The following is a 21,786-nucleotide window of genomic DNA, read 5'->3' on the forward strand; positions in this document are numbered from 1 at the left end:
AGTTAACTAATATGCTGATCTATTCTTAAATTTTGTTATTTTAGAGGATGTCTGAGAAGTATCAGGTTTTATCTATATCTACATCTACCCTTACCCCTTAATAAAGAGGGTAATAAATTCATCAAAGTCCCACTGTTTAAGAGGATTTAGGGGAATATACAAGTATTAAATTCTACAGAAAAAAGTGTAAGAACTCAGGAGTCAAGTCTCAGGAGTCATAATGTTTGAGAAATTGGCCAATTATGAAATAGGTATTTTTGGCATTAGTCGGAAAAAACTGACTGCTGATGGCTGTTCGCGTAGCGTGCCGTTAGGCATTAGCTGAATGCTTACGAAAAAGTTTTCAGAGATCCTCTTAGATTTCAGTCTTTCAACGGAAATATTAAATTTTTTTCATTAACCTGAAATCATCTTAGTCATAAGTTGTTTAATAGTACAACGTTCTATGATCTCTGGCAGTTCTTTTTCAATGTCGATTGGTGTTCCTCTTTTAGAAATTTCTTTAATCTCTTTGAGAATTTTAGTTATTAAATCTTTGTTTCTAGCCAAATCTTCCCTACCAATCTGTTTAATAGCTAGTTCCACAGCAGCGCATCCCGACTGCATACCTAAAGCTACGCTACTTTTTATCCCTAGAATTTGTGGATTTAAACTTTGATAGAGCCTCTCATCTTTTGCTACAGCTTTAACGTGAACACCTGCATAGTGGGTAAAGGCATATTTACCTGTTACAGCTTGATGCGGAGGAATCGAGATATGAGACTGTTCACTGACAAAATCGTATAGATCTTTTAAATAGTTAAGTTGCCAAAAATTTCCTTCCTCATCCATATCTATTAAATTTATTAATAATTCAGCTAAATCAACAATTCCTGCTCTTTCACCTAATCCCATCACAGCAACATCAATAATATCCGCACCTGCTCTATAGGCATCTAGCACATTTGCTAAAGCCAACCCTTTATCATTATGACAATGCACCTCTATTTGTGGATATAACCCTTCTTTTCCTAGTTCTTCTTTCACAGTTTTTACATAAAAATAAATACTCCGCTGGGGATGAAAAGGATTTGTATATCCAGTAGTATCAGCAATACTAATAATATTCGCTCCTGCCTGTACTGCTGCCTTTGCTGCTGCAATTACATTTTCTATAGGTGAGCGCACAGTATCTTCTGGTGTATAGCGAATTAATAAATCACTTTTTTGCGTTCTAGCATAAGATATGACTTCGACAATTTTATCTATAGCTCGCTCTAAACAGATGTTATAGTCACGATACAATCTTTGCGGGGAAACACTAAAAAATATCCCTAAAAAATCTACGTCACAATCGAGAGCTTTCTGTACACTATCTATTTTACAAAGGGAATGAGCGCCAATTTTAGCTTTAAGTCCCGCATTGGCAATTTGGTTTATAGCTAATGCAATTTCGGTGTCTACAGCGGGATTACCAACTTCAATAATATCAATTCCTATGCGATCTAAAAACTGGGCAATTACTAACTTAGTTTTGGGAGAAAAATAAACACCTGGAGTTTGTTCACCTTCTCTTAAGGTAGAATCAAGAATTTGAATCATATCTACTATAAATTGATAAAATTCAGCACTACAACTTTACTAATACTTAGATTAAGTTTACCCAAATCTTATATCTCCAAATGGAAATGATGGTTAAGACAGGATTAATTAATCACTTCTCTATAGAGATAAGTTCCTGCTTACTTGATTGATAAAGTCAACATAAGATTACCAAATAGTTATATATGTTGTTTTATTTTGCTGCAATATCACTTTGAGTTACGATAGCTTGCTTGCATGGTGTAGCCATTTACGCATATCTACTTAGCCAAAAATCCCCCCAGTCGGATAACACTGAGGGGATGCTCTTTTTCAAAACAGTATTTCCAAAATTTCATACCCTTGGATACAGTTGACCAATACGAAAAGTGTGCTATGATCATCTGCGGCAATACAAGTTAGTAACCAAAAGCCCAGTGAAATGTCTTTAGTAGTAGCCGTGCTGTCGTTCTGGTTCTGCTTGTATGATGGCAAAGTTTGATACGTCGTACAAGTAGCGGCTTGCTTCCTCTTCTAAACGATGAATCAGATAAGGCTCAATGGCGTTACTTTGTCCCAGTGCGGCTAGATACCCATCCAAATACATCCGCATATCATCCATACGATAACCGCGATTCCATAACTCGACGAAGGCGTCAGTAAGTCTTTGGTAATAACGGATGGTTTGTGTGTCTTGGAGCATAACTGCTGTGTTAATCTCTTTGGAATGAGAATTGTAAATGATTCACGCTTGAAAGTGAAGTAGAAATTCCTTCTTAAGTATTAACCCAAAGTTAAGATTTTGACCTTGGGTCTGACCCCTCAGCAGCTAAAAACCTAATTAGATCCTATTCTAAAAACCTCAAAATCTGATAATTTGGTAAACTATTTTTATTATTTTGCCTGCCAAAATCTGTTTTTGCGGTTTTCAATTAGCTCTTTTTGCCTATTGCCTATATTTGACTATAGACTTAGTGAAGTTTTATTATACCTCTTTAGGAAGATGTAAAACCAGCAAACAAAAAATTGCTGGCCTCACTCCAAAAAAATCGCCAATTTAGAAATCAGCAAAGCCAAAATTAAATTTATTGCAAGGTTTTATATGGGAAATTGTAAAGATCATAGCAGTTGAAGTAACAAAGACTACAAAACCTTGAGCTTGAGATTGTTAATTTGAAAGTCATCGACGCTAAGGGGTCTTGCCACTGTGGGATCGGTTTGTATTGAAATCGTTGAGGGGAATCCCCATCTGAGGTCGTTGCTGGGTTGGCACTTGCAACAACTAGAATACCGAGTACATCAAGCCGCCAGTATATATCAAGCAAGGGAAGTATTTTTAAGCCATCAACCAACTTTAGTTATTCTAGATGCGGATTTGTCAGATGGTGACGGTATTGAGTTTTGTCGTTGGTTACATCGTCAGGAACAGCCTTTGATTCTCATGCTATCTGCTCGAAACAATGAAGCGGATGTGGTCGCTGCTTTAAAAGCTGGGTCAGATGACTATTTAAGCAAACCTTTTGGGATGCAAGAATTTCTGGCTAGGGTAGAGGCGTTAATTCGTCGCAAGCGGACACCCACTGCACCAGCTTACTTAGATTATGGTGCTTTACAAATTGACTTAGTACAGCGCCGTGTCCGTTTTCAAGGGGAGTTTATTGATTTAACACCTCAAGAATTCAGTTTGCTGTATGTTTTGGCGCAAGCTGGGGGAGTACCTTTGAGTAGATCGGAATTACTGCGTCGTGCTTGGCCTGACGCTATTGATAATCCGCGTACTATTGATACTCATGTTTTGTCACTGCGGAAAAAAGTGGAACTTGATCCGCGCCAACCCAGTTTAATCCAAACTATCCGCAATGTGGGATATAGATTTAATATGGAAATTTTGAACGCTAATGTTCCACAATCACAAACAAAGTTAGCAAAAGAGAGATTCAGTAATCCACGTTCTACTCTTGCTACTCAAAGTTCTTAATGGGAACTGGGGAGTGGGAAAAGGTTTTTACCAATGACCAATGACCAATCACCACTTTAAATCCATTCCTCAGGTGCTTGATATTCTGCTTGGATCAAGGTGGTTTTTAAGTCTTCCCAGTTGATCTCAGAACTGTGTTGATTTGCTAATATTTGACCTTTTTGGAGGTGTAATAACCGATTACAAAATTGTTGGGCTAGGTCAAGTTGGTGATTTACCATCAAAATCGTGGTTTTATGAATTTGAGTCAGTTCCTTGAGGATGATGATCAAGCGGGAAGCTTTACCAGGGTCTAGGGCGAAAGTTGGCTCGTCTAGCAGTAGAATTTTTGGTTGGATGACTAAGGTACGTGCGATGGCTACTAATTGTCTCTGTCCTGCTGAAAGCTGTACTTCAGTGCGTCCTAACCATTGTTCGGGAATTTGTAGTTGTTCTTGCCAATAACTCACTCGTTCCTGAATTTTATGCTTAGACCAGCCACGCAAAACTAAAGGATAAGCCAAGGCTTCTCGAACTGTCATCCCCAACAACTTAGATTCTTGTTGTACAAATGTCACCTCTTGACGTAGCTGAATAATAGAAATTTGGTGATACTCTTGATTTCCCAGATAAATTTTACCGCTGGTAGGTTCAGTTAAGCGGTTAATGAGGCGTAATAAGGAAGTTTTGCCAGCACCAGCAAGACCGACAATTATAATGCGATCACCAGGAAAGACCTCAAAAGAAATATCCTGTAAAATCGGATATCCTGGCAGATTATTTTGAGCCTGAGTTTTCAGCCTCGTAGATAGATTAACTTGCTCTAGCCTGAGTATGGCTTGGTTTGTGAAATTATCCAAGTTTTTAGGGACTGGGGACTGGGGACTGGGGACTGGGGACTGGGGACTGGGGACTGGGGACTGAGGAAGATGAGGGAGATGGGGATATAGGGGAGATGGGGAGAAAATCCTTTCCCTATTCCTAATGACTAATGACTAATGACTAATTGCTGTATTAAGAGTCCAAGCATCTACCAATAGCAACAGGATGGTAAAGCCAAATAAAATTATATACATCCAAGGCTGTGCTAAAGGACAAAGATCTGTAGTATCAATGCCTGTTTTTGCTTGAATAATCTTTACCAACCGATTAAAACCAGCCACACGCATGGGTAGTAAATAAGCTTTTCCATCTTGGCTGAGGAAATAATACACCATACCTCCTTGTCCAGTGGTGCGGGGTTTTAAGCTTTTGACATCTGACCAAGGTAAACACCAACCTTTACGAAAAAAGCGCGGAACCCAAACGGGGTAAGTAACTTGAATTCCCTGGTCATCTACCATTACTCTTTCCGTTAACACTGCATATAATCCCATAAATCCGATGCTAATTCCTACCCACAATAATGCTGGTGGAGTGGGTGCGGATGTAAATGAGGCTAAAAAAGTTAAGGGGACTGTAAGTGCTAGGTATAGACTCAACAGGGTAATTCTAATCAAGGGAGATAGATGAAAAATAGAAACTGAGGCATCGGTTGAGTTGGCTGTCACGGCTAAATCACAATTCAGGTCAAAAACTCTTCTGCTATTTATTTTAACCAAGACGAATAATTTCTTGATGGCACAAGCCCTTGGATTTTACAGTGGAATCAATCCAAAATAGGATGACTTCATTTTCCTGTTAGTTGTTGCCTATCACCTTTTCATGGTAGGTACTTCTGCACCACACTCCAACCAGTTAGAGATACCCAAGCAAAACCTATAAATAAAACCGTATTCAAACTTATATGTAAAGGTCTAGCCCAAGTTTTTCCAAGGCTAATTTGAGTTGCACTGAAAGCGGACACCAAAACCAAGGCTACTACTATAAAGCCAGCGACTAGATGTGAAGAGTGACCTAAAGAACCAAAATGCCCTAAAGTGCCAACAATACCGATCACTAGAAGCAGCAGCACTAAACTAACCATAGTTATGCCTATGGTATAATGAAAGGTTTTTACTATACTATTGACCCTTGGTAATACAACACCGATGGGAGAACGTCCTGTGTTTCTGACTTGCCATATACACAAACCTGTCATCAATAAAAAAGCATACGCTAAGATTGACAGCGCCATAGACCAAGCGGCTATTTTCCACAACCATAAGAAAGAAGGTAGATGCATAAGAGTTCTTGGGTTATTTTAATTGAAAATTAAGGAATTTTTAGGTTGTTACTGGTGCGCTTTCAAGCTTCCCACTTTTTCTGGCAAAAATCCTTTTTTAACCTTACAAACCTTAAATAATACCCAAGAAGCCAGAAATATTTTACCTATACGCTTCAGCAATCACTCTCTGAACACCATAAAAAAAGGCTGCTGAGTTCAGCAACCTGTAAATTCAGAAACATTATTTTTTTATCAACTAATGCTAATCCAGCAATTTTTGAAATTTTGCCATTTCAAACCTTCCCAGCGGTCACACTCCCAGGTTCAATAAAAACTCATACTGTGACTGGTAGGTTTTCATACTGGCTGTGATATTTTGTAAAGGTTTTGTGGTATCTTCAATTGTTGTATGAATTTCGGACACCATGACATTGGTGTTTGTAGCTTCTTTTCCTGGTGTTAAGTCTTGATCACCCTCATTACTACTGGGTTCTCTGAGTGCAAGGCGATCGCATGGAATTGTATCCGATAAAATGGCACTGGCCATCATTCCGGTATGAATCTCCATATGAGCTTCTTTCGGGGCTTCAAAAACTAGCCTTTGTCCAGGAAACACGACCCTTTCAAAGTACCAGTTAGGAATATTGGAGATGCGAGCCACCTGTATTTTACTCGTGGCATTCACGTAGCAGCAGAGAATATTCCCCGATTGCTCCGGTGGTAGAGGATCTAATATTTGAGCCATAACTGCTGAGGAGCTTTTACGCCACAATTCTACATTACATAAGCAAAACTAACATCGCCTGATCCCCACTTGCTGTAACTCCGACTACCAACTAGTATTTTCTGCATTATTTCTATCTAAAGTTATGTTTTTTTATAAAAATTCCCTGATAAAAAGAATATATCCCCAACTTATTTGAGAAATCGGGGATCTAGATATTATATTATTTTAACTAATTATTCCTTATAATATTTGTTAGCTTAACAGATATAAAATCTGTTGCCAATCCCCCATACCTGTTAAACCTGTACAAGCTTTTGTATATTTAATTTTTTAATTTGCATATTACCTATAACTAAGTAAGTGGGCGTTAAAAATTGTCTTTATGACAAGGTAAAAGGCAAAAGTGAAGATATTTTCAGACTAATTTACATTTTGTTACATACTTTTGTTTTTTCACGTTGTTCTACTTAGTTCGTGGCGTGTCTGCCTCAAAAATACGAACAACTTGGTTTTACGGATACGTTATGCTACCTTATTTCTTCTGCCAGTAATAATTCTATCGGAGCATTCCAGAGTGAGGGACGCATCTTTATACAATCCTGATACTATGTTCTTTAATCTTACCCTCTGCAAAAACCGTACTTTTTATCCATTACTTCTACTGGACTGACATTCTAGTCCGATTACGGTAAAAATATAAATGAGATTCGGCAAGTACTCTTTTATAAAGTTGTTCATCTTTTTGAAGCTGAACCTCACAAAAATATACTATCTCTGGGACATCATTTTCTGGTGTGTTTTAACACCATCAATTTCAAATTTAGGTTCTTTAACCGCTACCGAATCAAATCTATAATTATCCGCATTTTTTGCTGTTTGTGCTAATAATTACAATAGCACAGATGGATATTGTTGGAATAGTTTATAAAAACTAGAGTCTCTACCCATGAAAGACCTGATATATTCAAAATTTTAAGGCTCTTCCGTATGTATTGTATTATGCTAATGCAGTTCATGAAAACCATAAAACCCTTGCCATTCAACAAATACAGGCTTTATATTTTCACCTACACTATTATTACCCAAGTCCTGTATTACTTAATTAATACAAATTACGAATTACAAATTATGAATTATGAATTGTACCGCCTCCATGCGGTACAATCGCCAATTATTCCCGTAGTCGGAGAACTTATTAAAAACTCTCCCGGTACAATTTCTTTAGGACAAGGTGTAGTTCATTATAGCCCAGCACCAGAAGCAATAGAAATATTACCCAAATTCCTTAATGACTCAACAAATAATCTTTATAAAGCCGTTACAATAATTCCCGAATTATTAACAGTACTAACAGCAAACTTATCCAATTTTAACGGCATTGACATTAACAGAGACAATTGTATTGTCGTCACAGCCGACAGCAACATAGGCTTTATGAACGCCATTTTAGCAATTACTTCTCCTGGTGACGAAATTATATTAAATATCCCCTACTATTTCAATCATGAAATGGCGATTACAATGGCGGGTTATCATCCAGTATTAGTAGCAACAACCGAAGATTATCAATTAATTCCTGAATCTATAGCTAAAGCCATTACACCCAAAACCCATGCCATTGTCACAATTTCACCCAAGAATCCCACAGGTGCAGTTTATTGATAAAAAGCATTAAAGCAAGTTAATCAAATTTGCCGAGAAAGAGGAATTTATCACATTACCGATGAGGCTGATGAATATTTTACTTATGATGGCGTAAAGCACACTTCTCCTGGTGCATTTATAGGAAGTAGTAAATATACAACGCTTTATAGCTTTTCTAACGCTTATGATTTTGCTATTTCGCGTATTGGCTATATGGTAATTCCTCAACATTTATTAAATGCAGTCAAAAAAGTGCAAGATACGATTTTAATTTGTCCTCCTGTTATTTCCCCCTATGCTGCATTGGGGGCTTTACAAGTAAAAGAGGACTATTTAAGAGATAAAATAAAAACAATTGTCCAAACTAGGCAAATAGTTATTTATGCACTCAAGCAACTCCAAGGTTTATGTACTATTACACCTGCAAATAGGGCATTTTACTTTTTCTTAAAAGCGCATACCCAAATAAATGATTTTGAATTAGTGAAAAGATTCATTCAAGAACATCAAGTCGCAGTCATACCTGGCAAAACCTTTGGAATGGAAGACGGTTGTTATTTGCGTGTTGCTTATGGTGCATTACAACAACAAGATACAGCAAAAGCAGGAATAGAAAGATTAGTCAAAGGATTACAAAATGATCTGATCATAACCACAGATGGAATCGGATACACGCTGATGTTATCTGTAGTTTAATATTTCAAAAACCCAATTCCAACCATGGTAATTATTAACAAACTATTAGAAATCACCACCGAACTGGGAATAAATGTTCATAATATTACCCCAGAAATCCAGGATTTTATTGATTCAACAACAATTAAAAATGGTCAAGTCTTAGTATTTTCTCGGCATACCACAACAGCGTTAGCTATCAACGAAAATGAAGTGAGATTATTGGAGGATATAAAAGTATTTATACAGAAATTAGCACCAGAAACAGATAAATAAATATTGACACAACGACTTGCATTTAAGAGATGCTCCTGAAGATGAACCCATAAACGCCCATTCTCACCTCATGGCAATGATGTTAACGACCAGTGAAGTAATTCCCATTGTTGATGGAAAATTAGCATTAGCAACGTGGTAATCTGTGTTATTTTTTGAATTAGATGGTGCGCGAAAAAGAACAGTATTGTTACAAATTTCCGGTGACTTTAAAAATTTCCGGTGACTGGTGATTGGGTAATAGTTTTTACCAATTACCAATTACCAATTACCAATTACCAATTACCAATTACCAATTACCAATTACCAATTACCAATTACCAATTACCAATTACCCAAATCAAACTCTATAAATTCTGGTAAACCTGGATAAATCATGTTTTTGTCTAATGCTGACAAAACTTGATAATTAGCATTGGTAGAATTTAAGCAGCGACAAACTAATTGGGCAACATCAGCACGATGAATACTACCAACAATACGCGGATCTGCGGTTAAAATGCCATTTCCTGTTGCTGGTTCTGACTTTAAACCACCAGGACGAATAATTGTATAATTAAGTCCATTATTCATTAAATATTGTTCAGCTTGTTCTTTGAGAGTTAAAACTGGTTTGAGTGCCTCTAATGCTTGAGGAGGCATAGCAACGACACTATCACCAGCACCAATGGAAGTGACAAGAATAAACTTTTGTACTCCTGCTTTAACTGCGGCATCAATTAAGTTTTTATTACCAATAAAATCTGGTTTGTCATCGTTTGTAGGTAAACCACCAAGGGTACTGATCACAGCTTGGACAGGTTCATTTCCTAAAATTGCTCGTTCAACATCATCCACATTCAAGGCATCTCCTATCACTGTTAGAACACCAGTAGCTTCTAATCCCTTAGCAGCAACTTCAGTCCTTAAGAGTGCTTTTACTTTGATATATTGGGCTATTAAATATTTGGCAATTTCTTGACCAACACCGCGACTTGCACCAGCTACAAAAATGTAAGATGTATTTGACATAGATATTTTCTCAGATAGATGCTTTGGTTACATAAATAATTAATATATCTTAGTTTACTCAATTTGAGAAATCAGATTACTAAAAAAAATGCTTGTCTGGTAAATAATACACCTCATTTATTCCTATAACTGTTTCTCTAGAAACAGTAAATTGTCTCCTAAGTTAGTTAGAATTTATGGATATCATCGAAATATATAGATACCACTAAAATCCCTTTTTTAAAGGTCTGATAATTATGAATAAGCATCTTTAAGCATCAGAATAAATATAATTTTGTTGTTTATAAGACTGTAGAAATTACTTAATTTCTTTTAACTAAAGGTTTTCAAACTGGCTAAACCCATTGGTATAAGTTATCGTAAATATGCAATAGTGTGCCACTATCATGCAGATTGATTGGATTAGTTTACTAAAAGCTCAACAAACTGACTTCCTCCAAAGAGTTAAAAAACCTAAGACTACTGATTTATCTCTCCTAGAAGGTCAAGTCAAAGGTTGCCACAGTGAAATTATGGCATTTTGGGGTGAACCATTGGCAAAAATTCTCGAATGTTCTCGTCAACAAGCGGAAATTTTAGCCAAAAACCCTCCACCGATACCACCTGAATATCCAGACCCTCCAGATTGGACAGTTCCCTTTCCTAAATATTTTCAGAGTCAAGCAGAAGATTATCTGGTGCGTGAACAAATTGTAGATCGGGTAATTACAGAAAGATTGGGAAAACTGGTGAGAAAATATCATCATGACACCTTAGAAAATATGGTGTTAGATGATGAAGGAAACTTATGTAGTGAAAGTAAGTTTACTTATTCGTTGACGAATAACCCAAAAATTAGTATTCAAGTTCACGTGGCAGATGGAGAAAGTTTTAACGGTATTAAAAAAGACAAAATCCGGTGGTCAGTCACCCAAGAAGATGTAAAGAACTATCAAGTCTTAATTTTTCTATGTTTGTTTTATCCAGGAAATACTAAATTAGGCTACGAAAAACAAACTATTATCACTGGTTTTTTACCCACAAATCAACTAGAATTTTCTGAACCTAAAATCAACTTAACTCCTAGTAGCTTGTTATATGCAGGAGGATTAACTTGGTATTTAGAATCACTAATTGGTAAAAAATATAACATAACTTTAGTTGATGAATTGATAATGGTAGAGACAATTCAAACCTTACCATCAGATCATCCCCAAAAGAGTATTATTGGTGATTGGGAATGCTGGCAAACATTAAAAGGACACACCAGAGGTATCAATTGTTTAGCTTATTCTGTGAAAACTCTAACAATTAAAGGTTCTGGTTGTAAACACAGTAAAACTGTGCCTATATTAGCTAGTGGTAGTCGTGGTGAGACAAAATTATGGGATTTAAGTAAAGGTCAATTAATTGAGACTTTATCAGAATATCCTTGGGTATTATCAGGATTAGTAGATGAAGTTAATTCTTTGGCTTTGAGTGCAGATGGACAAACATTAGTTAGTGTAGGTGCAGATTCGACAATTAAAATTTGGCATACTGGTGCATTGGATTTAATTGATATCCTGCACAAGCATAATGGTAGCGTGCGTTGTGTTGCTTTTACACCAGATGGAAAAAAGTTAGCAACTGGTGGAGATGACAGAAAAGTTTTGTTTTGGAATTTGCGCGATCGCCAAGTTGAAAATACCTTATGCTTAGATGATACAGCAGCCCACTCAATGGTAGTAAGCCCAGATGGAAAAATCTTGATTACAGGCAGTTATCGGAAAATCAAAGTTTGGCAATTAACATCTTATTACAATAAGAAAAACCAGCAAGAAATCAAACCAATACATACCTTAATGGGTCATTGTCATATTGTTAGTTCCCTAGCTATCAGTGCTAATAGTGAATTCTTAATTAGTGGGAGTCAAGATAAAACAATTAGAGTTTGGAATTTAGTCACTGGGCAGTTAATTCACACTCTCAAAAGTCATAGAGATGGAGTTTATGCAGTTGTCCTCAGTCCTAATCAACAAATTATCGCTAGTGGCAGTGCTGATAAAACTATCAAATTGTGGCATTTAGAAACGGGAGAACTATTAGCTACATTTACAGGCCATGCTAACATAGTGACAGCTTTGGTATTTACAGCATCTGGTGAAATGTTGGTCAGTGGAAGTTTGGATAAAACCATTAAAATTTGGCAACGGAGTTAGATATAGCAACCGTCAAGGAGGTGATGACATGGATTGATAATAAAACATAGACGCAAACAGACTTTCAACCCTGTCACCTGCTTTAATTAGAATTAACTTGGTTATCAAGACTTTATCTATGAGTTATCTGGAAATGCCAAAAGAAACAAGAGATGCCCATTTATATGGTTGTTTAGGATACTTTTTCTTTAATTGAACAAATGCTTTTCTTAAAGCTTTGGCTGGAATATCTGTATATAAATTTTCCACAAATTCTGGTATTAATTCGCTTGTAGCTTTATCATCAACATTGCATAAACTCATATACTGCAAACTGGTGAAACTTGGACTTATGTCATACTGATAGTGTAGCGTATCCCTTCGGGACACTGGGTGAACGCGGAGCGTGCCGTAGGCTCTCTAGTATCTCGGAGATTCTTCACTATCTCTTTTAGAGACGCTCCGCAAAAGTTCAGAATGACACTTTTAAACCGTTTTTAGTATAACTACTCTTCTAAGTCCAGCAATTTGAAAAGCTCTTGCTAGTCCTAGCATACCAGGATCATGTATTTGCCCCAAACCTGTTTGACCAGCACTTAAAACTGCTAATTGAACTACTTGTAAATTTAGCTCTTGTATTTCACTTGCTGTCAAAAATCCCTCTTCAGTAGTATTAGCTTATAAGGCTAAAAACCCTCCTGATGATGGATTTCTAGAATCAGACATACCATGTGTTGCAAAGTAAAGTAGAGTAGAATTTACCTAAGGATTCAGGTCTAAGGTAGAGGGATTAAAGAAGGTGTATGGAAAGCAGAAAACTCAATTAGAGAAAGTGCTTGACGGCGACAAGTTTGTATAACCGTCAATAAATTGGCAGGATGTTGGAATAGCTCCAGAGAAAGAGAACCACCAGAGACTTTTCCTTGTATCAGTGCTAAACCTAACCTTGGTTCAGCTAAATTATGATCAAGGTCTATTGCCTAAGGAAGGTAAAAGTTTACCAGGTTCCCCTGGGGCTTGATCAATGAATGAATGGAAGATTCAACTTTTGGTTGAAACTAGGATGGGCAAGTCAAGAATTCATGAAGGTTTTGGGTTTGTTGGAATAAAGGGTAGTTTTTAAAACCTTCATCTATGAGGTCCATGAATTTTGTGCCAATTTTTTGGTGATTGAAGCCAGGAATCTTGATTAGTGTCTTGAAGTGACGGGGTAGGGTAGATGTGCCTGGCATTTCTGTTGAGCTGTGACCGCATAACCGTTATAGGCAGTAAAGTCATCAGAACTGAGTACACCAGAGTAACTTGAACCCACAATGGATTCTAATTCGCCAGGACAAGGAGTATCAGGACCCATGAAATAAAGGGAAGTCACTATTAGCAAAAATCCATAACCATTGTTTCACCCCTTTGACTACTTATGGTGTTTCATCCCCAAGGATATGAGGCTGGGTTTGTTTTATCCACTGTTTGAGCCTATGAATACTTTGAGCCACTGCACTATCTATTCCTTCATTGGTACCTACTAATGTTCCCACTCCAATTGCTATTTGACCCAGTTCCCACAACAACAAGTGTTATTTTTCATAGGGTCAATGGCCCTAGTTATTGATCCATCCCAAAAAAGCTTGTCCTGTGATTCCTATATCTTGTCCCGGTACTATCTCTGGTGACCAGTGTGCCTTTTGTATTTCCCTACACACACTCCAAATCCACTTCCATTGGCCTGTCCACCAACTCACCTACTTGTTGTGTTTGGATTTTTATTGGTTCGCCAAACAATTGCCCCTGACCTCACCATCCACACACTTGCCGTCCCACCATCTCAAATCTATTCTATCTACTCCACCAAACCCCTTTCTCCTTTTTCCCCTATGCCCTGGTTGTCCTCCTGATTTCCGTTTTCGTGTCTGGTTCTCTTCTGGTTTCTCTTCTTGTTTGTTCTCGGTTTCTTTGAGGATGTATCCCGACGGTGGTTTGGATCATGTTATGGTCTCTAAATCTCTACTGACTTTGAGTTTCTCTATTTCTTTTTCCAGTTCTACTACTTTATTTGTTAGGTTCTCTATACTTTTCCCCTGGTCAATAATGATTTCTACCAGTTGCTCTGTTGCCAACTACTTCAATAAATCTCTGTCTAGTTTTGGTCCCAGCTTCTTTTCCATAACTGCTATATTCTGCCTCACCTATCACACTTGTCAATACCCCACCACCTGAATCCTTACCAATTTTCTGCCTTTGATATAACAGCCTGTTTCGTAGCATCTTTACCAATTAAGGCTTGAGAACTCATAATATCGGCTACTTTTTTAAGTTCATTCTCTGCTTCTGGCATAGGTGGGAATAACCATTTTTGACTATACGCTGAATTAGGATTACCAATTATCAGCGGATTCTCAAAAGCAGCCCATAATTTATTATTTTCTAACCACGGATATATTTCTCTTGATAAATCATATATGCTTGGTACTATTGATATAGACATTAGACCTCTTGCAGAATTAATTATATGTTATAATGGGGGTTATCTTTGTTTTACCCAAAAGTTAGATCTACAGGGTTATGTTTGAATTAGTGAGCCTAAAGAACACCAAAAATACATAAAATCTAAAACCCTCTATCATACCACACAAACAATTTTGCAAGAGGTCTATTCTATCTATTAAAAAATTATTATTATTAGGCTGAATTTCCTAGCCCATCTTATGTCCATGAAAACCGTGATGTTGCACTAGAAGGTATTACGAGTTTGGTAAAAGATATAGTATTGGATATGGAAGCCAATGGCGAGGAAATTCCAGAACCTATTGCTGAAAAAACCTACAGTGGTAAGTTTCAAGTTCGTATTACTCCAGAACTTCATCGTAGACTAGCGATAGAAGCAGCAGAAGAACAAGTTAGCTGGAATCGCTATGTAAGTTATAAACTTGTATCTTAAAACTTCTTGATGCTGTAGAACTTTTACCACAGTCAGTAAATTTATAGGTTTATATACCAAAGTGTAGAGACGTTTCATGAAATGTCTCTACACTTTCATTTATTGACTGTAACAAACTCTAAACCAAAAGAGTTTGCAGCAAAGGTTTATCAGCATCTAACTTACCAGTTCGCAACCATTCATCCATTTCATCTGGTGCTTTGGCTTGAGTTAACCTTTCTCGTAAATAACTACCTTCGAGAATTTCTTTTTGCAATAGTTCCTGGGCAATCTCTTCTAGTAAATCGCGGTTATTTTGCAGGATACTTAATGCAACGTGGTGAGCATTATCAACTATTTCCTTCACTTCCCGGTCAATTTCTTGCGTCATTTGGGGACTAATTGAACGTCGGGGATTTCCATAACCTTCAATAAATTGCTGTTGGATTTTTTCAAAAGCAACAGGACCGAGTTTATCGCTCATACCATAAATTGTAATTGCCCGTTCTGCTAAATCAGTGGCTTTTTGAATATCGTCAGAAGCACCAGTGGAGACTTTACCAAACACGATTTCTTCTGAAGAACGTCCACCTAATAAAGTGGCAATGCGTCCGCGAATTTCATCTTCCACCATCAAAAAGCGGTCTTCTTCTGGCATTTGAATGGTATAACCCAATGCACCAATACCACGGGGAACAACAGAAATTTTTTCAACTTTACCCGCACCAGGCATTAATGCACCGATGATAGCGTGTCCTACTTCGTGATAAGCAACGGTTTTCTTCTCGATTTCATTTAATACACGAGAACGTTTTTCTAAACCTGCTATTAAACGTTCAATGGCTTCATTAAAATCTGCCATGAGTACCGCTTGACGATTATTTCTTGCTGCTAACAAAGCTGCTTCATTTACTAAGTTAGCTAAATCTGCACCAGCAAAACCAGGTGTGCGAGTAGCAATAATTCCTAAGTCAACATCTTCCGCAAGTTTGACATTTCTAGCGTGGACTTTAAGAATTGCTTCTCGACCGATTTTATCAGGTCTATCCACGACAATTTGACGGTCAAAACGTCCGGGACGACGTAAAGCGGGATCGAGAACTTCGGGACGGTTGGTAGCAGCGATGATAATTACACCGGTGTTGGCATCAAAACCATCCATTTCTGTTAGTAATTGGTTCAGGGTTTGTTCTCGTTCATCGTTACCACCGACGAAACCACCTGCACCACCGCGAGATTTACCCAGTGCGTCTAATTCATCAATGAATACGATACAGGGTGCTTGTTGTTTAGCTTGTTCAAATAAGTCCCGGACTCGTGCAGCACCGACACCAACGAATAATTCGATAAATTCAGAACCCGAAATACTGAAGAAGGGAACACCAGCTTCACCTGCGATCGCTTTTGCTAATAAAGTTTTACCAGTTCCTGGAGGTCCAACTAACAATACACCTTTGGGAATTTTCGCCCCTAAATTGGTGTATTTAGTCGCATTTTTGAGAAAGTCAACGATTTCTTCTAATTCAGCTTTAGCTTCATCCACACCAGCTACATCCAGGAATTTTACCCCAGTGCTACCTTCAGAATAGATCCGTGCTTTGCTTTTACCTACTGTTAACGCAGCAGGTCCACCACCTTGATGATTCATTAAAAACGCCCAAATTCCAAAAAAAATTAACGGAGGTGCAACCCAACTCAATACAGTACCAATCCAAGCATTTTCGTTTCGTGGTGGTGCGGCAAATTCGACATTATTGTCGCGGAGAATTTTGGGTAAATCTAAGTCAATCGCTACAGGTGTGGTTCTAAATACCTGTTCAACGGTCTTACCTTCTGGTGTTTGGGTTTTGATAGCATATTCAATGCGATCACTCCCCACAACCGCTTTATCTACTTTACCCGCTTCTACCTGAGCAATAAAATCACTATAAGGAACTTGTTGCAAACGTTGTCCAAAAAAACTCGGAACTATCAAGTTCAACAACAACAACAAACTCAGTAAAATTAAAAAACTACCACCAAACTGCCGAATCTTCGGAGTTTTCATCTGGTTATTATTATTAGTTTCTACAGGCATGATCATTTACCTCAATAAAATTTGCTAATTGGTAATGGGTAATTGGTGATTGGGTTATTTTCCTCATTCCCCTATTCGCTTTTCCCTATCACCTCTTTTCAACTTAATAACAAAGCAAATAGCCCACACACACAAAGCAATACCATCAAACACACCAGCACCCCCTATACTTAATACCTCCCCACTCATCCCTTGAATACCTTTGAGATGTAATAAATCAGAAATCAGCACCAATGAGAGTACCGAGAACACCACCAGCAAAAGCCACAGGTGCAGCATGAGGTGAAGCTATTAGCATTGCCGATACAGTCGCAGTCAAAGGTGCAAGTAACGGATTCATCTGAATACCAATTCCTGGTACTACTCGCGCTGCAAAGTAGCTGACAATAGTGACAATGGCAGTAACTAGCACAATTGCCAACCCATTTCCATGGGAAAATTGGTATAATGCCAAAGCCACAGGTATTAATCCCCGACCAACATTTAGAGCTATTACGGTGAAACTCTGCACGTTACTTAATGGAATACCCCAAAATTCCCTTACCCACATTGCAGCAAATTCATCCGCTAATTGGACGGGAGTTTCTAGACGGTAGAGAGGAATATTGATAGTGTTGGTAATAATTACTAGCAACAACAATAAAAAGGCAATGCTAGGAGAAAAACCTAACTTTGCTACTGCAATTTCCACCACATCTACTGCGATAGCAAACCGAATAAATGGCAGCAACAGTAACAAAGCCAGAAATAACAGTAATGAAACTGGTAGATAGATCATGGGGATGAGAAAATAGAAAGACAATGACTTTGGAACTTACACAAGTCCAGCCCTGGAAAAATTCCCAAGTAACTAGAAAATGCGGTTGTTCCCCCATTTTCAAGAAATTAATTTTGTGTATTTTTACAGGTGCAGATCTGGTCAAGTAAAGTTTTGTATGTGATATCCATTGTAGATACTAGACAGTAAAGTCTAAATTCGCGTATACCCCACCGAAAAAATGTGTAAAGCCGTACTTTGATGAAAAATCAACTATTTTTATTGATTAAACTACTTCTGCTTTCAACTCTAATCTCGGTTTTGATAAAGTATGTAGGTCCAATGTTTTTGATTCCACTAACGTCAACAAACGCCCTAATTCTAATTATGTTACCTACTATAATTATGATAACTGTGTTACTTTCTAGAATTCGAGCACAGAAACAAAATTAACGAAATATCTCTACTGGAAGACCTGAAAATCAGCTAACCTATCTGCATAACTAGAAAATTTCGTCTCACCAAGCTTTGGGAGTCAGTCAGTGAAACTTGGCCAATGGATCGGTTTAATCGCCTTAGTTCTATCGTTATATATATTGTGGCAACTGCGAGAGGTGCTACTACTGATATTTGCTGCTGTTGTCTTAGCAACTACCTTAAATCGTTTAGCACGCAGTTTCCAAAGCCTGGGGATGAAACGTGGATTAGCTGTTTTTTTGTCAGTAAGTATCTTTTTTGCTGGTGTGATCGGCTTTTTCTGGTTAATTGTTCCACCATTTACCCAGCAATTTCAAGAATTAACCTTACGAGTTCCCCAAGGTTTTGAACGCATTAATACTTGGGTTGATGAACAAAGAACTCAAATTCCTGAGCAATTAGTACCATTTATACCGGATCTTAACGGCTTAATCGCAGAAGCACAACCTTTATTTAATCGGGTATTAGGAAACTCTTTCGCCTTTGTTTCTGGCTCTTTAGTAATAGTTTTAAATATTTTATTAGTGCTAGTTTTGACGGGGATGTTTTTAGCCAATCCTAATGCGTATCGGAAAGTATTTGTGCGGCTGTTTCCGTCATTTTATCGACGCAGGGTAGAGGGGATTCTAAGTCAGTGTGAAATTTCCTTAGAAAGATGGGTAACAGGGGCTTTTATTGCTGTCTGTGTGGTGGGTTTGATGAGCATGGTAGGCTTGTCAATTTTGGGTGTTAAGGCAGCTTTAGCACTGGGAGTTTTGGCGGGATTTATGAATTTAATTCCCAACTTAGGACCGACAATGAGTGTAGTTCCAGCCATGGCTATAGCTCTATTAGATTCTCCCTGGAAACCTATTTTGGTCTTGATTCTCTATTTTTTTATTCAACAAACTGAAAGTAATTTCATCACACCTGTAGTCATGGCACATCAGGTATCTTTACTACCAGCAGTCACCTTAGTTTCTCAATTATTTTTCGTTACCTTTTTTGGCTTTTTAGGATTATTTTTAGCATTACCTCTAACTGTTGTCGCTAAAATTTGGGTAGAAGAAGTATTAGTTAAAGATGTATTAGATCAATGGGTATGTAATCATCAACAAGATACGGAATTTCTCATGCTGGTAGAATCTCCTGATATCAACGACATTCAGGAATTAGAAGTTACACAAAAGGATGAAGATAGCTAAATAGGATGTAAAGTTGACAACTCACTATATTTGTAGCATAATAGTCTTTGTCATACTACATCATTATTGATGAGGAGGATATAAGATTGAAACTAAATCAAGTCATAGCCGTTTTACAAACCCTTAAGGCTAACGCCACAAAAGTGAAAACAGCTATTTATCAACTAATTCAAAAAACTCCCATATTTCAGGGGATTTCGCGCACATTTACACCAGTAGCTGAAGATGGCTATGTTTATTCTCCAGAAAGGCAAACATTACAAATGAAAGCAGAAGACTTGCTGAGTCAATATGAGCAAGCTTGTGCAGAATTGTTTAACTTATGTGCTACCCAAGATTGGGCTAACACTCAAGCCAAAGCAGATATAGTTATATATAGTAGTTGATGGAACGACGATTTTAAGAGAAGTTCCTGTTTCCTATTTGCTGTTTCTAGAAAAGCAATTAGTTTACATCAAAACCTTTATTTCCAGATTAGCAGTTTTGGATTATAGCGAATTTTCGCTTTATGATCAGCAGCAAGAATGCTTTGCAACCGAACCAAAATTTACCACCAAAACTATTACAAATTCTCAAAAAGTTAGGACAAGCCGTATTGAAATGAAAAAATGCCGTATTGAAATGAAAAAATTATGTCATTGCCAATGAATGAGAGAATAATATTTCATTTATTCTTTCAAAGATATCTCACCTTGAGAAAGATTTGATTCAACAACTATTCCGGGAGGAAATCATGCAAGAATCTGTGATATATCAAGATATCCTGCAAAAAGGAGAGAAAAAGGGAGAACAACGCGGAAGACAACAAGGAGAAGCGACTTTAATTATCCGACTTCTGACTGGTCGGTTTGGTGTTCTTAACTTGGAAGTAGAACAGAAAATCAACAGTTTATCTACAAATCAACTAGAGGATTTAGGAGACGCGCTGTTAGATTTTTCGCGTCTGGATGATTTAAACAATTACTTGGTTCCAATATCACCCGATAATTAAAAGGTCAATCCGCTACTTGAAAAATGCGAACTATTGCGGAAATTAACAAAAAAATCAACCAGAAACGCGCCGTAGTGTGGACGGTTGAAGAATTAAAAACACGAGTAGCAGAAATTGGTGTCACCAAAGCTGCTAAAGAAGTTGATGTCATTACCACCGGTACCTTTGAACCAATGGAGTCAAGCGGTGGAATTCTTAATCTCGGACACACAGACCCTCCCATCAAAATTCGCCGTTGCTGGATAGACGGAGTTCCAGCATATTCTGGTTTTGGTGCAGTAGATTTATACTTGGGTGCCAGTTGTGCTGTAGAAGCGATGGACGGGGAAGAACTGCGAGAACGTGGTGGTGGCCATGTCATCCAAGATTTAATTGCAGGTAAACCCGTGCAAGTACGAGCATTAGGGCAAGTTACCGATTGTTACCCAAGGGCTACTTTTGAAACTACAGTCACCCGTGACACTATCAATCAGTTTTATTTATTTAATCCGCGCAATCTTTATCAAAATTTTATTATTGGCGTAAATGGAGGTGATCGCCCACTTTATACTTATCTTGGACCTCTCCAACCGCGTTTAGGGAATGCCGTATACTCAAACCCTGGTGCAATTTCCCCACTACTCAATGATCCCGATTTGCAACTTGTGGGGATTGGGACGCGAATATTCTTAGGTGGTGGAATTGGTTATGTCGCTTGGGAAGGTACCCAGCACTTCCCCTTACAAAGGCGATTAGCTAATCATACACCCATTGGTCCATCGGCAACTTTAGCCCTAATTGGTGATGCCAAACAAATGGATGTTCGTTGGGTGCGGGGTTGTTACTTCAAAAGTTATGGACCATCTTTAATGTTAGGAGTAGGTGTTCCACTTCCCGTTTTAAATGAAACAGTAGTTGAACGCTGCGCCGTACAAGATAAAGACTTAGTAGCACCAATAGTAGACTTTTCCATTCCCCGTCGTGTTCGTCCCACCTTTGGTTTAGTCAGTTACGCTCAACTTAAATCAGGAAAAATCACCATAGAGGGTAAAGCGGTGCGAGTTGCGCCTCTAGCCAGTATGTTTCTCTCACGGCAAGTTGCCTTAGAGTTAAAACAATGGATAGAAGCAGGCACATTTACCCTCACAGAGACAGTTTCACCCATTCCCATGGATCGAGCTTTTCTACCCCAAGACCCTTGGACGGACTTTTAATTTTGGTGATTGGTGATTGGTGATTGGTCATCAGGAAA

20 protein-coding genes and 5 pseudogenes are annotated in these 21,786 nt (G+C 37.9%); 10 read left to right on the forward strand and 15 right to left on the reverse strand.

Annotated elements, in window-relative coordinates:
* Positions 1-396: 396 nt before the first annotated feature.
* Together AAZO_RS13300 and AAZO_RS13305 are read right to left on the reverse strand one after the other, a co-directional pair.
* Positions 397-1,581, reverse strand: a complete 1,185-nt coding sequence (locus AAZO_RS13300) for a homocitrate synthase/isopropylmalate synthase family protein (protein WP_013191657.1) — start codon at positions 1,579-1,581, stop codon at positions 397-399.
* Between the two features lie 427 nt (positions 1,582-2,008).
* On the reverse strand, positions 2,009-2,263 hold the full coding sequence (locus AAZO_RS13305) for a DUF6761 family protein (protein ID WP_013191658.1): 255 nt from the start codon (positions 2,261-2,263) through the stop codon (positions 2,009-2,011).
* Positions 2,264-2,767: 504 nt separating this feature from the next.
* On the opposite strand from AAZO_RS13305, the gene AAZO_RS13310 reads away from it, so the two are divergent.
* Positions 2,768-3,538, forward strand: coding sequence for a response regulator transcription factor (locus AAZO_RS13310; protein ID WP_013191659.1), 771 nt, complete (start codon positions 2,768-2,770; stop codon positions 3,536-3,538).
* 56 nt (positions 3,539-3,594) lie between these two features.
* On the opposite strand, the gene AAZO_RS13315 is transcribed toward AAZO_RS13310, so the two are convergent.
* The 5 genes and pseudogenes from AAZO_RS13315 to AAZO_RS30325 all read right to left on the reverse strand — a co-directional run.
* Complete coding sequence (locus tag AAZO_RS13315; RefSeq protein ID WP_013191660.1) at positions 3,595-4,377, reverse strand: ABC transporter ATP-binding protein; 783 nt, start codon at positions 4,375-4,377, stop codon at positions 3,595-3,597.
* Positions 4,378-4,512: 135 nt separating this feature from the next.
* Positions 4,513-5,067: a hypothetical protein gene (locus AAZO_RS13320; protein WP_013191661.1), complete on the reverse strand. Its 555-nt coding sequence runs from the start codon at positions 5,065-5,067 to the stop codon at positions 4,513-4,515.
* Positions 5,068-5,219: 152 nt separating this feature from the next.
* Complete coding sequence (locus tag AAZO_RS13325) at positions 5,220-5,681, reverse strand: DUF4079 domain-containing protein (protein ID WP_013191662.1); 462 nt, start codon at positions 5,679-5,681, stop codon at positions 5,220-5,222.
* Positions 5,682-5,973: 292 nt separating this feature from the next.
* Positions 5,974-6,408: a DUF1830 domain-containing protein gene (locus tag AAZO_RS13330; RefSeq protein WP_013191663.1), complete on the reverse strand. Its 435-nt coding sequence runs from the start codon at positions 6,406-6,408 to the stop codon at positions 5,974-5,976.
* A 649-nt stretch (positions 6,409-7,057) separates the two neighbouring features.
* Positions 7,058-7,338: pseudogene (locus AAZO_RS30325) on the reverse strand (DUF2887 domain-containing protein); the annotation flags it as partial.
* 180 nt (positions 7,339-7,518) lie between these two features.
* On the opposite strand from AAZO_RS30325, the pseudogene AAZO_RS13335 reads away from it, so the two are divergent.
* Together AAZO_RS13335 and AAZO_RS13340 are read left to right on the forward strand one after the other, a co-directional pair.
* Positions 7,519-8,730: pseudogene (locus AAZO_RS13335) on the forward strand (pyridoxal phosphate-dependent aminotransferase).
* Positions 8,731-8,754: 24 nt separating this feature from the next.
* Positions 8,755-9,211 (forward strand): annotated as a pseudogene (locus tag AAZO_RS13340) (secondary thiamine-phosphate synthase enzyme YjbQ).
* Between the two features lie 98 nt (positions 9,212-9,309).
* On the opposite strand, the gene AAZO_RS13345 reads toward AAZO_RS13340, so the two are convergent.
* Positions 9,310-9,996: an SDR family oxidoreductase gene (locus AAZO_RS13345; RefSeq protein ID WP_013191664.1), complete on the reverse strand. Its 687-nt coding sequence runs from the start codon at positions 9,994-9,996 to the stop codon at positions 9,310-9,312.
* 386 nt (positions 9,997-10,382) lie between these two features.
* Between AAZO_RS13345 and AAZO_RS13350 the strand changes: the two genes are divergently transcribed.
* A complete protein-coding gene (locus tag AAZO_RS13350) occupies positions 10,383-12,176 on the forward strand; it encodes a WD40 repeat domain-containing protein (RefSeq protein ID WP_013191665.1) in 1,794 nt (597 codons plus the stop codon).
* A 123-nt stretch (positions 12,177-12,299) separates the two neighbouring features.
* Here AAZO_RS13350 and AAZO_RS13355 read toward each other — a convergent pair whose 3' ends face one another.
* The 4 genes and pseudogenes from AAZO_RS13355 to AAZO_RS13365 form a co-directional block, all read right to left on the reverse strand.
* Entirely contained in the window at positions 12,300-12,479 is a 180-nt protein-coding gene (locus AAZO_RS13355; protein ID WP_013191666.1) for a CHAT domain-containing protein, read from the reverse strand.
* A 162-nt stretch (positions 12,480-12,641) separates the two neighbouring features.
* Positions 12,642-12,815, reverse strand: a pseudogene (locus AAZO_RS30330) (CHAT domain-containing protein); the annotation flags it as partial.
* 116 nt (positions 12,816-12,931) lie between these two features.
* A pseudogene (locus AAZO_RS43765) lies at positions 12,932-14,269 on the reverse strand (IS66 family transposase).
* Positions 14,270-14,373: 104 nt separating this feature from the next.
* Positions 14,374-14,637, reverse strand: coding sequence for a CHAT domain-containing protein (locus AAZO_RS13365; RefSeq protein WP_013191668.1), 264 nt, complete (start codon positions 14,635-14,637; stop codon positions 14,374-14,376).
* A 264-nt stretch (positions 14,638-14,901) separates the two neighbouring features.
* On the opposite strand from AAZO_RS13365, the gene AAZO_RS26710 reads away from it, so the two are divergent.
* A complete protein-coding gene (locus AAZO_RS26710; protein WP_228371187.1) occupies positions 14,902-15,090 on the forward strand; it encodes a type II toxin-antitoxin system HicB family antitoxin in 189 nt (62 codons plus the stop codon).
* 118 nt (positions 15,091-15,208) lie between these two features.
* On the opposite strand, the gene ftsH is transcribed toward AAZO_RS26710, so the two are convergent.
* The 3 genes from ftsH to AAZO_RS13380 form a co-directional block, all read right to left on the reverse strand.
* Entirely contained in the window at positions 15,209-17,146 is a 1,938-nt protein-coding gene (ftsH, locus tag AAZO_RS13375; RefSeq protein WP_013191669.1) for an ATP-dependent zinc metalloprotease FtsH, read from the reverse strand.
* Between the two features lie 63 nt (positions 17,147-17,209).
* Complete coding sequence (locus AAZO_RS41410; protein ID WP_266884942.1) at positions 17,210-17,377, reverse strand: DUF1614 domain-containing protein; 168 nt, start codon at positions 17,375-17,377, stop codon at positions 17,210-17,212.
* Positions 17,364-17,924 (reverse strand): DUF1614 domain-containing protein, encoded by a 561-nt coding sequence (locus AAZO_RS13380; protein WP_266884946.1) that lies wholly within the window; start codon positions 17,922-17,924, stop codon positions 17,364-17,366. The genes AAZO_RS41410 and AAZO_RS13380 overlap by 14 nt, the downstream gene beginning before the upstream one ends.
* Positions 17,925-18,445: 521 nt before the next feature.
* Here AAZO_RS13380 and AAZO_RS13385 point away from each other — a divergent pair.
* From AAZO_RS13385 to AAZO_RS13400, 5 genes are all read left to right on the forward strand, one after another.
* Positions 18,446-19,564 carry an AI-2E family transporter gene (locus AAZO_RS13385; protein ID WP_013191670.1) on the forward strand — a complete coding sequence of 373 codons (1,119 nt, stop codon included), beginning with the start codon at positions 18,446-18,448 and terminating at the stop codon, positions 19,562-19,564.
* 86 nt (positions 19,565-19,650) lie between these two features.
* A complete protein-coding gene (locus AAZO_RS26715; RefSeq protein WP_049790713.1) occupies positions 19,651-19,950 on the forward strand; it encodes a DUF7873 family protein in 300 nt (99 codons plus the stop codon).
* A gap of 37 nt (positions 19,951-19,987) precedes the next feature.
* Complete coding sequence (locus AAZO_RS33820; RefSeq protein ID WP_144031298.1) at positions 19,988-20,212, forward strand: DUF7873 family protein; 225 nt, start codon at positions 19,988-19,990, stop codon at positions 20,210-20,212.
* An 85-nt stretch (positions 20,213-20,297) separates the two neighbouring features.
* Positions 20,298-20,555, forward strand: a complete 258-nt coding sequence (locus AAZO_RS26720; RefSeq protein ID WP_013191671.1) for a DUF4351 domain-containing protein — start codon at positions 20,298-20,300, stop codon at positions 20,553-20,555.
* Between the two features lie 23 nt (positions 20,556-20,578).
* Entirely contained in the window at positions 20,579-21,748 is a 1,170-nt protein-coding gene (locus AAZO_RS13400) for a homocysteine biosynthesis protein (RefSeq protein WP_013191672.1), read from the forward strand.
* Positions 21,749-21,786 lie beyond the last annotated feature (38 nt).

The sequence above is a fragment of the 'Nostoc azollae' 0708 genome, assembly GCF_000196515.1.
In the GTDB taxonomy this organism is placed as follows: Bacteria; Cyanobacteriota; Cyanobacteriia; order Cyanobacteriales; family Nostocaceae; genus Trichormus_B; species Trichormus_B azollae.

Excerpts from the sequence above, each read along its gene's own strand:
- AAZO_RS13400 (WP_013191672.1), top strand. The coding sequence starts at position 20,579 with ATGCGAACTATTGCGGAAATTAACAAAAAAATCAACCAGAAACGCGCC.
- AAZO_RS13300 (WP_013191657.1), bottom strand. The coding sequence starts at position 1,581 with ATGATTCAAATTCTTGATTCTACCTTAAGAGAAGGTGAACAAACTCCA.
- AAZO_RS26720 (WP_013191671.1), top strand. The coding sequence starts at position 20,298 with ATGCAAGAATCTGTGATATATCAAGATATCCTGCAAAAAGGAGAGAAA.
- AAZO_RS13345 (WP_013191664.1), bottom strand. The coding sequence starts at position 9,996 with ATGTCAAATACATCTTACATTTTTGTAGCTGGTGCAAGTCGCGGTGTT.
- AAZO_RS13350 (WP_013191665.1), top strand. The coding sequence starts at position 10,383 with ATGCAGATTGATTGGATTAGTTTACTAAAAGCTCAACAAACTGACTTC.
- AAZO_RS13325 (WP_013191662.1), bottom strand. The coding sequence starts at position 5,681 with ATGCATCTACCTTCTTTCTTATGGTTGTGGAAAATAGCCGCTTGGTCT.
- AAZO_RS13330 (WP_013191663.1), bottom strand. The coding sequence starts at position 6,408 with ATGGCTCAAATATTAGATCCTCTACCACCGGAGCAATCGGGGAATATT.
- ftsH (WP_013191669.1), bottom strand. The coding sequence starts at position 17,146 with ATGCCTGTAGAAACTAATAATAATAACCAGATGAAAACTCCGAAGATT.
- AAZO_RS13355 (WP_013191666.1), bottom strand. The coding sequence starts at position 12,479 with ATGAGTTTATGCAATGTTGATGATAAAGCTACAAGCGAATTAATACCA.
- AAZO_RS13305 (WP_013191658.1), bottom strand. The coding sequence starts at position 2,263 with ATGCTCCAAGACACACAAACCATCCGTTATTACCAAAGACTTACTGAC.
- AAZO_RS13380 (WP_266884946.1), bottom strand. The coding sequence starts at position 17,924 with ATGATCTATCTACCAGTTTCATTACTGTTATTTCTGGCTTTGTTACTG.
- AAZO_RS13365 (WP_013191668.1), bottom strand. The coding sequence starts at position 14,637 with ATGTCTATATCAATAGTACCAAGCATATATGATTTATCAAGAGAAATA.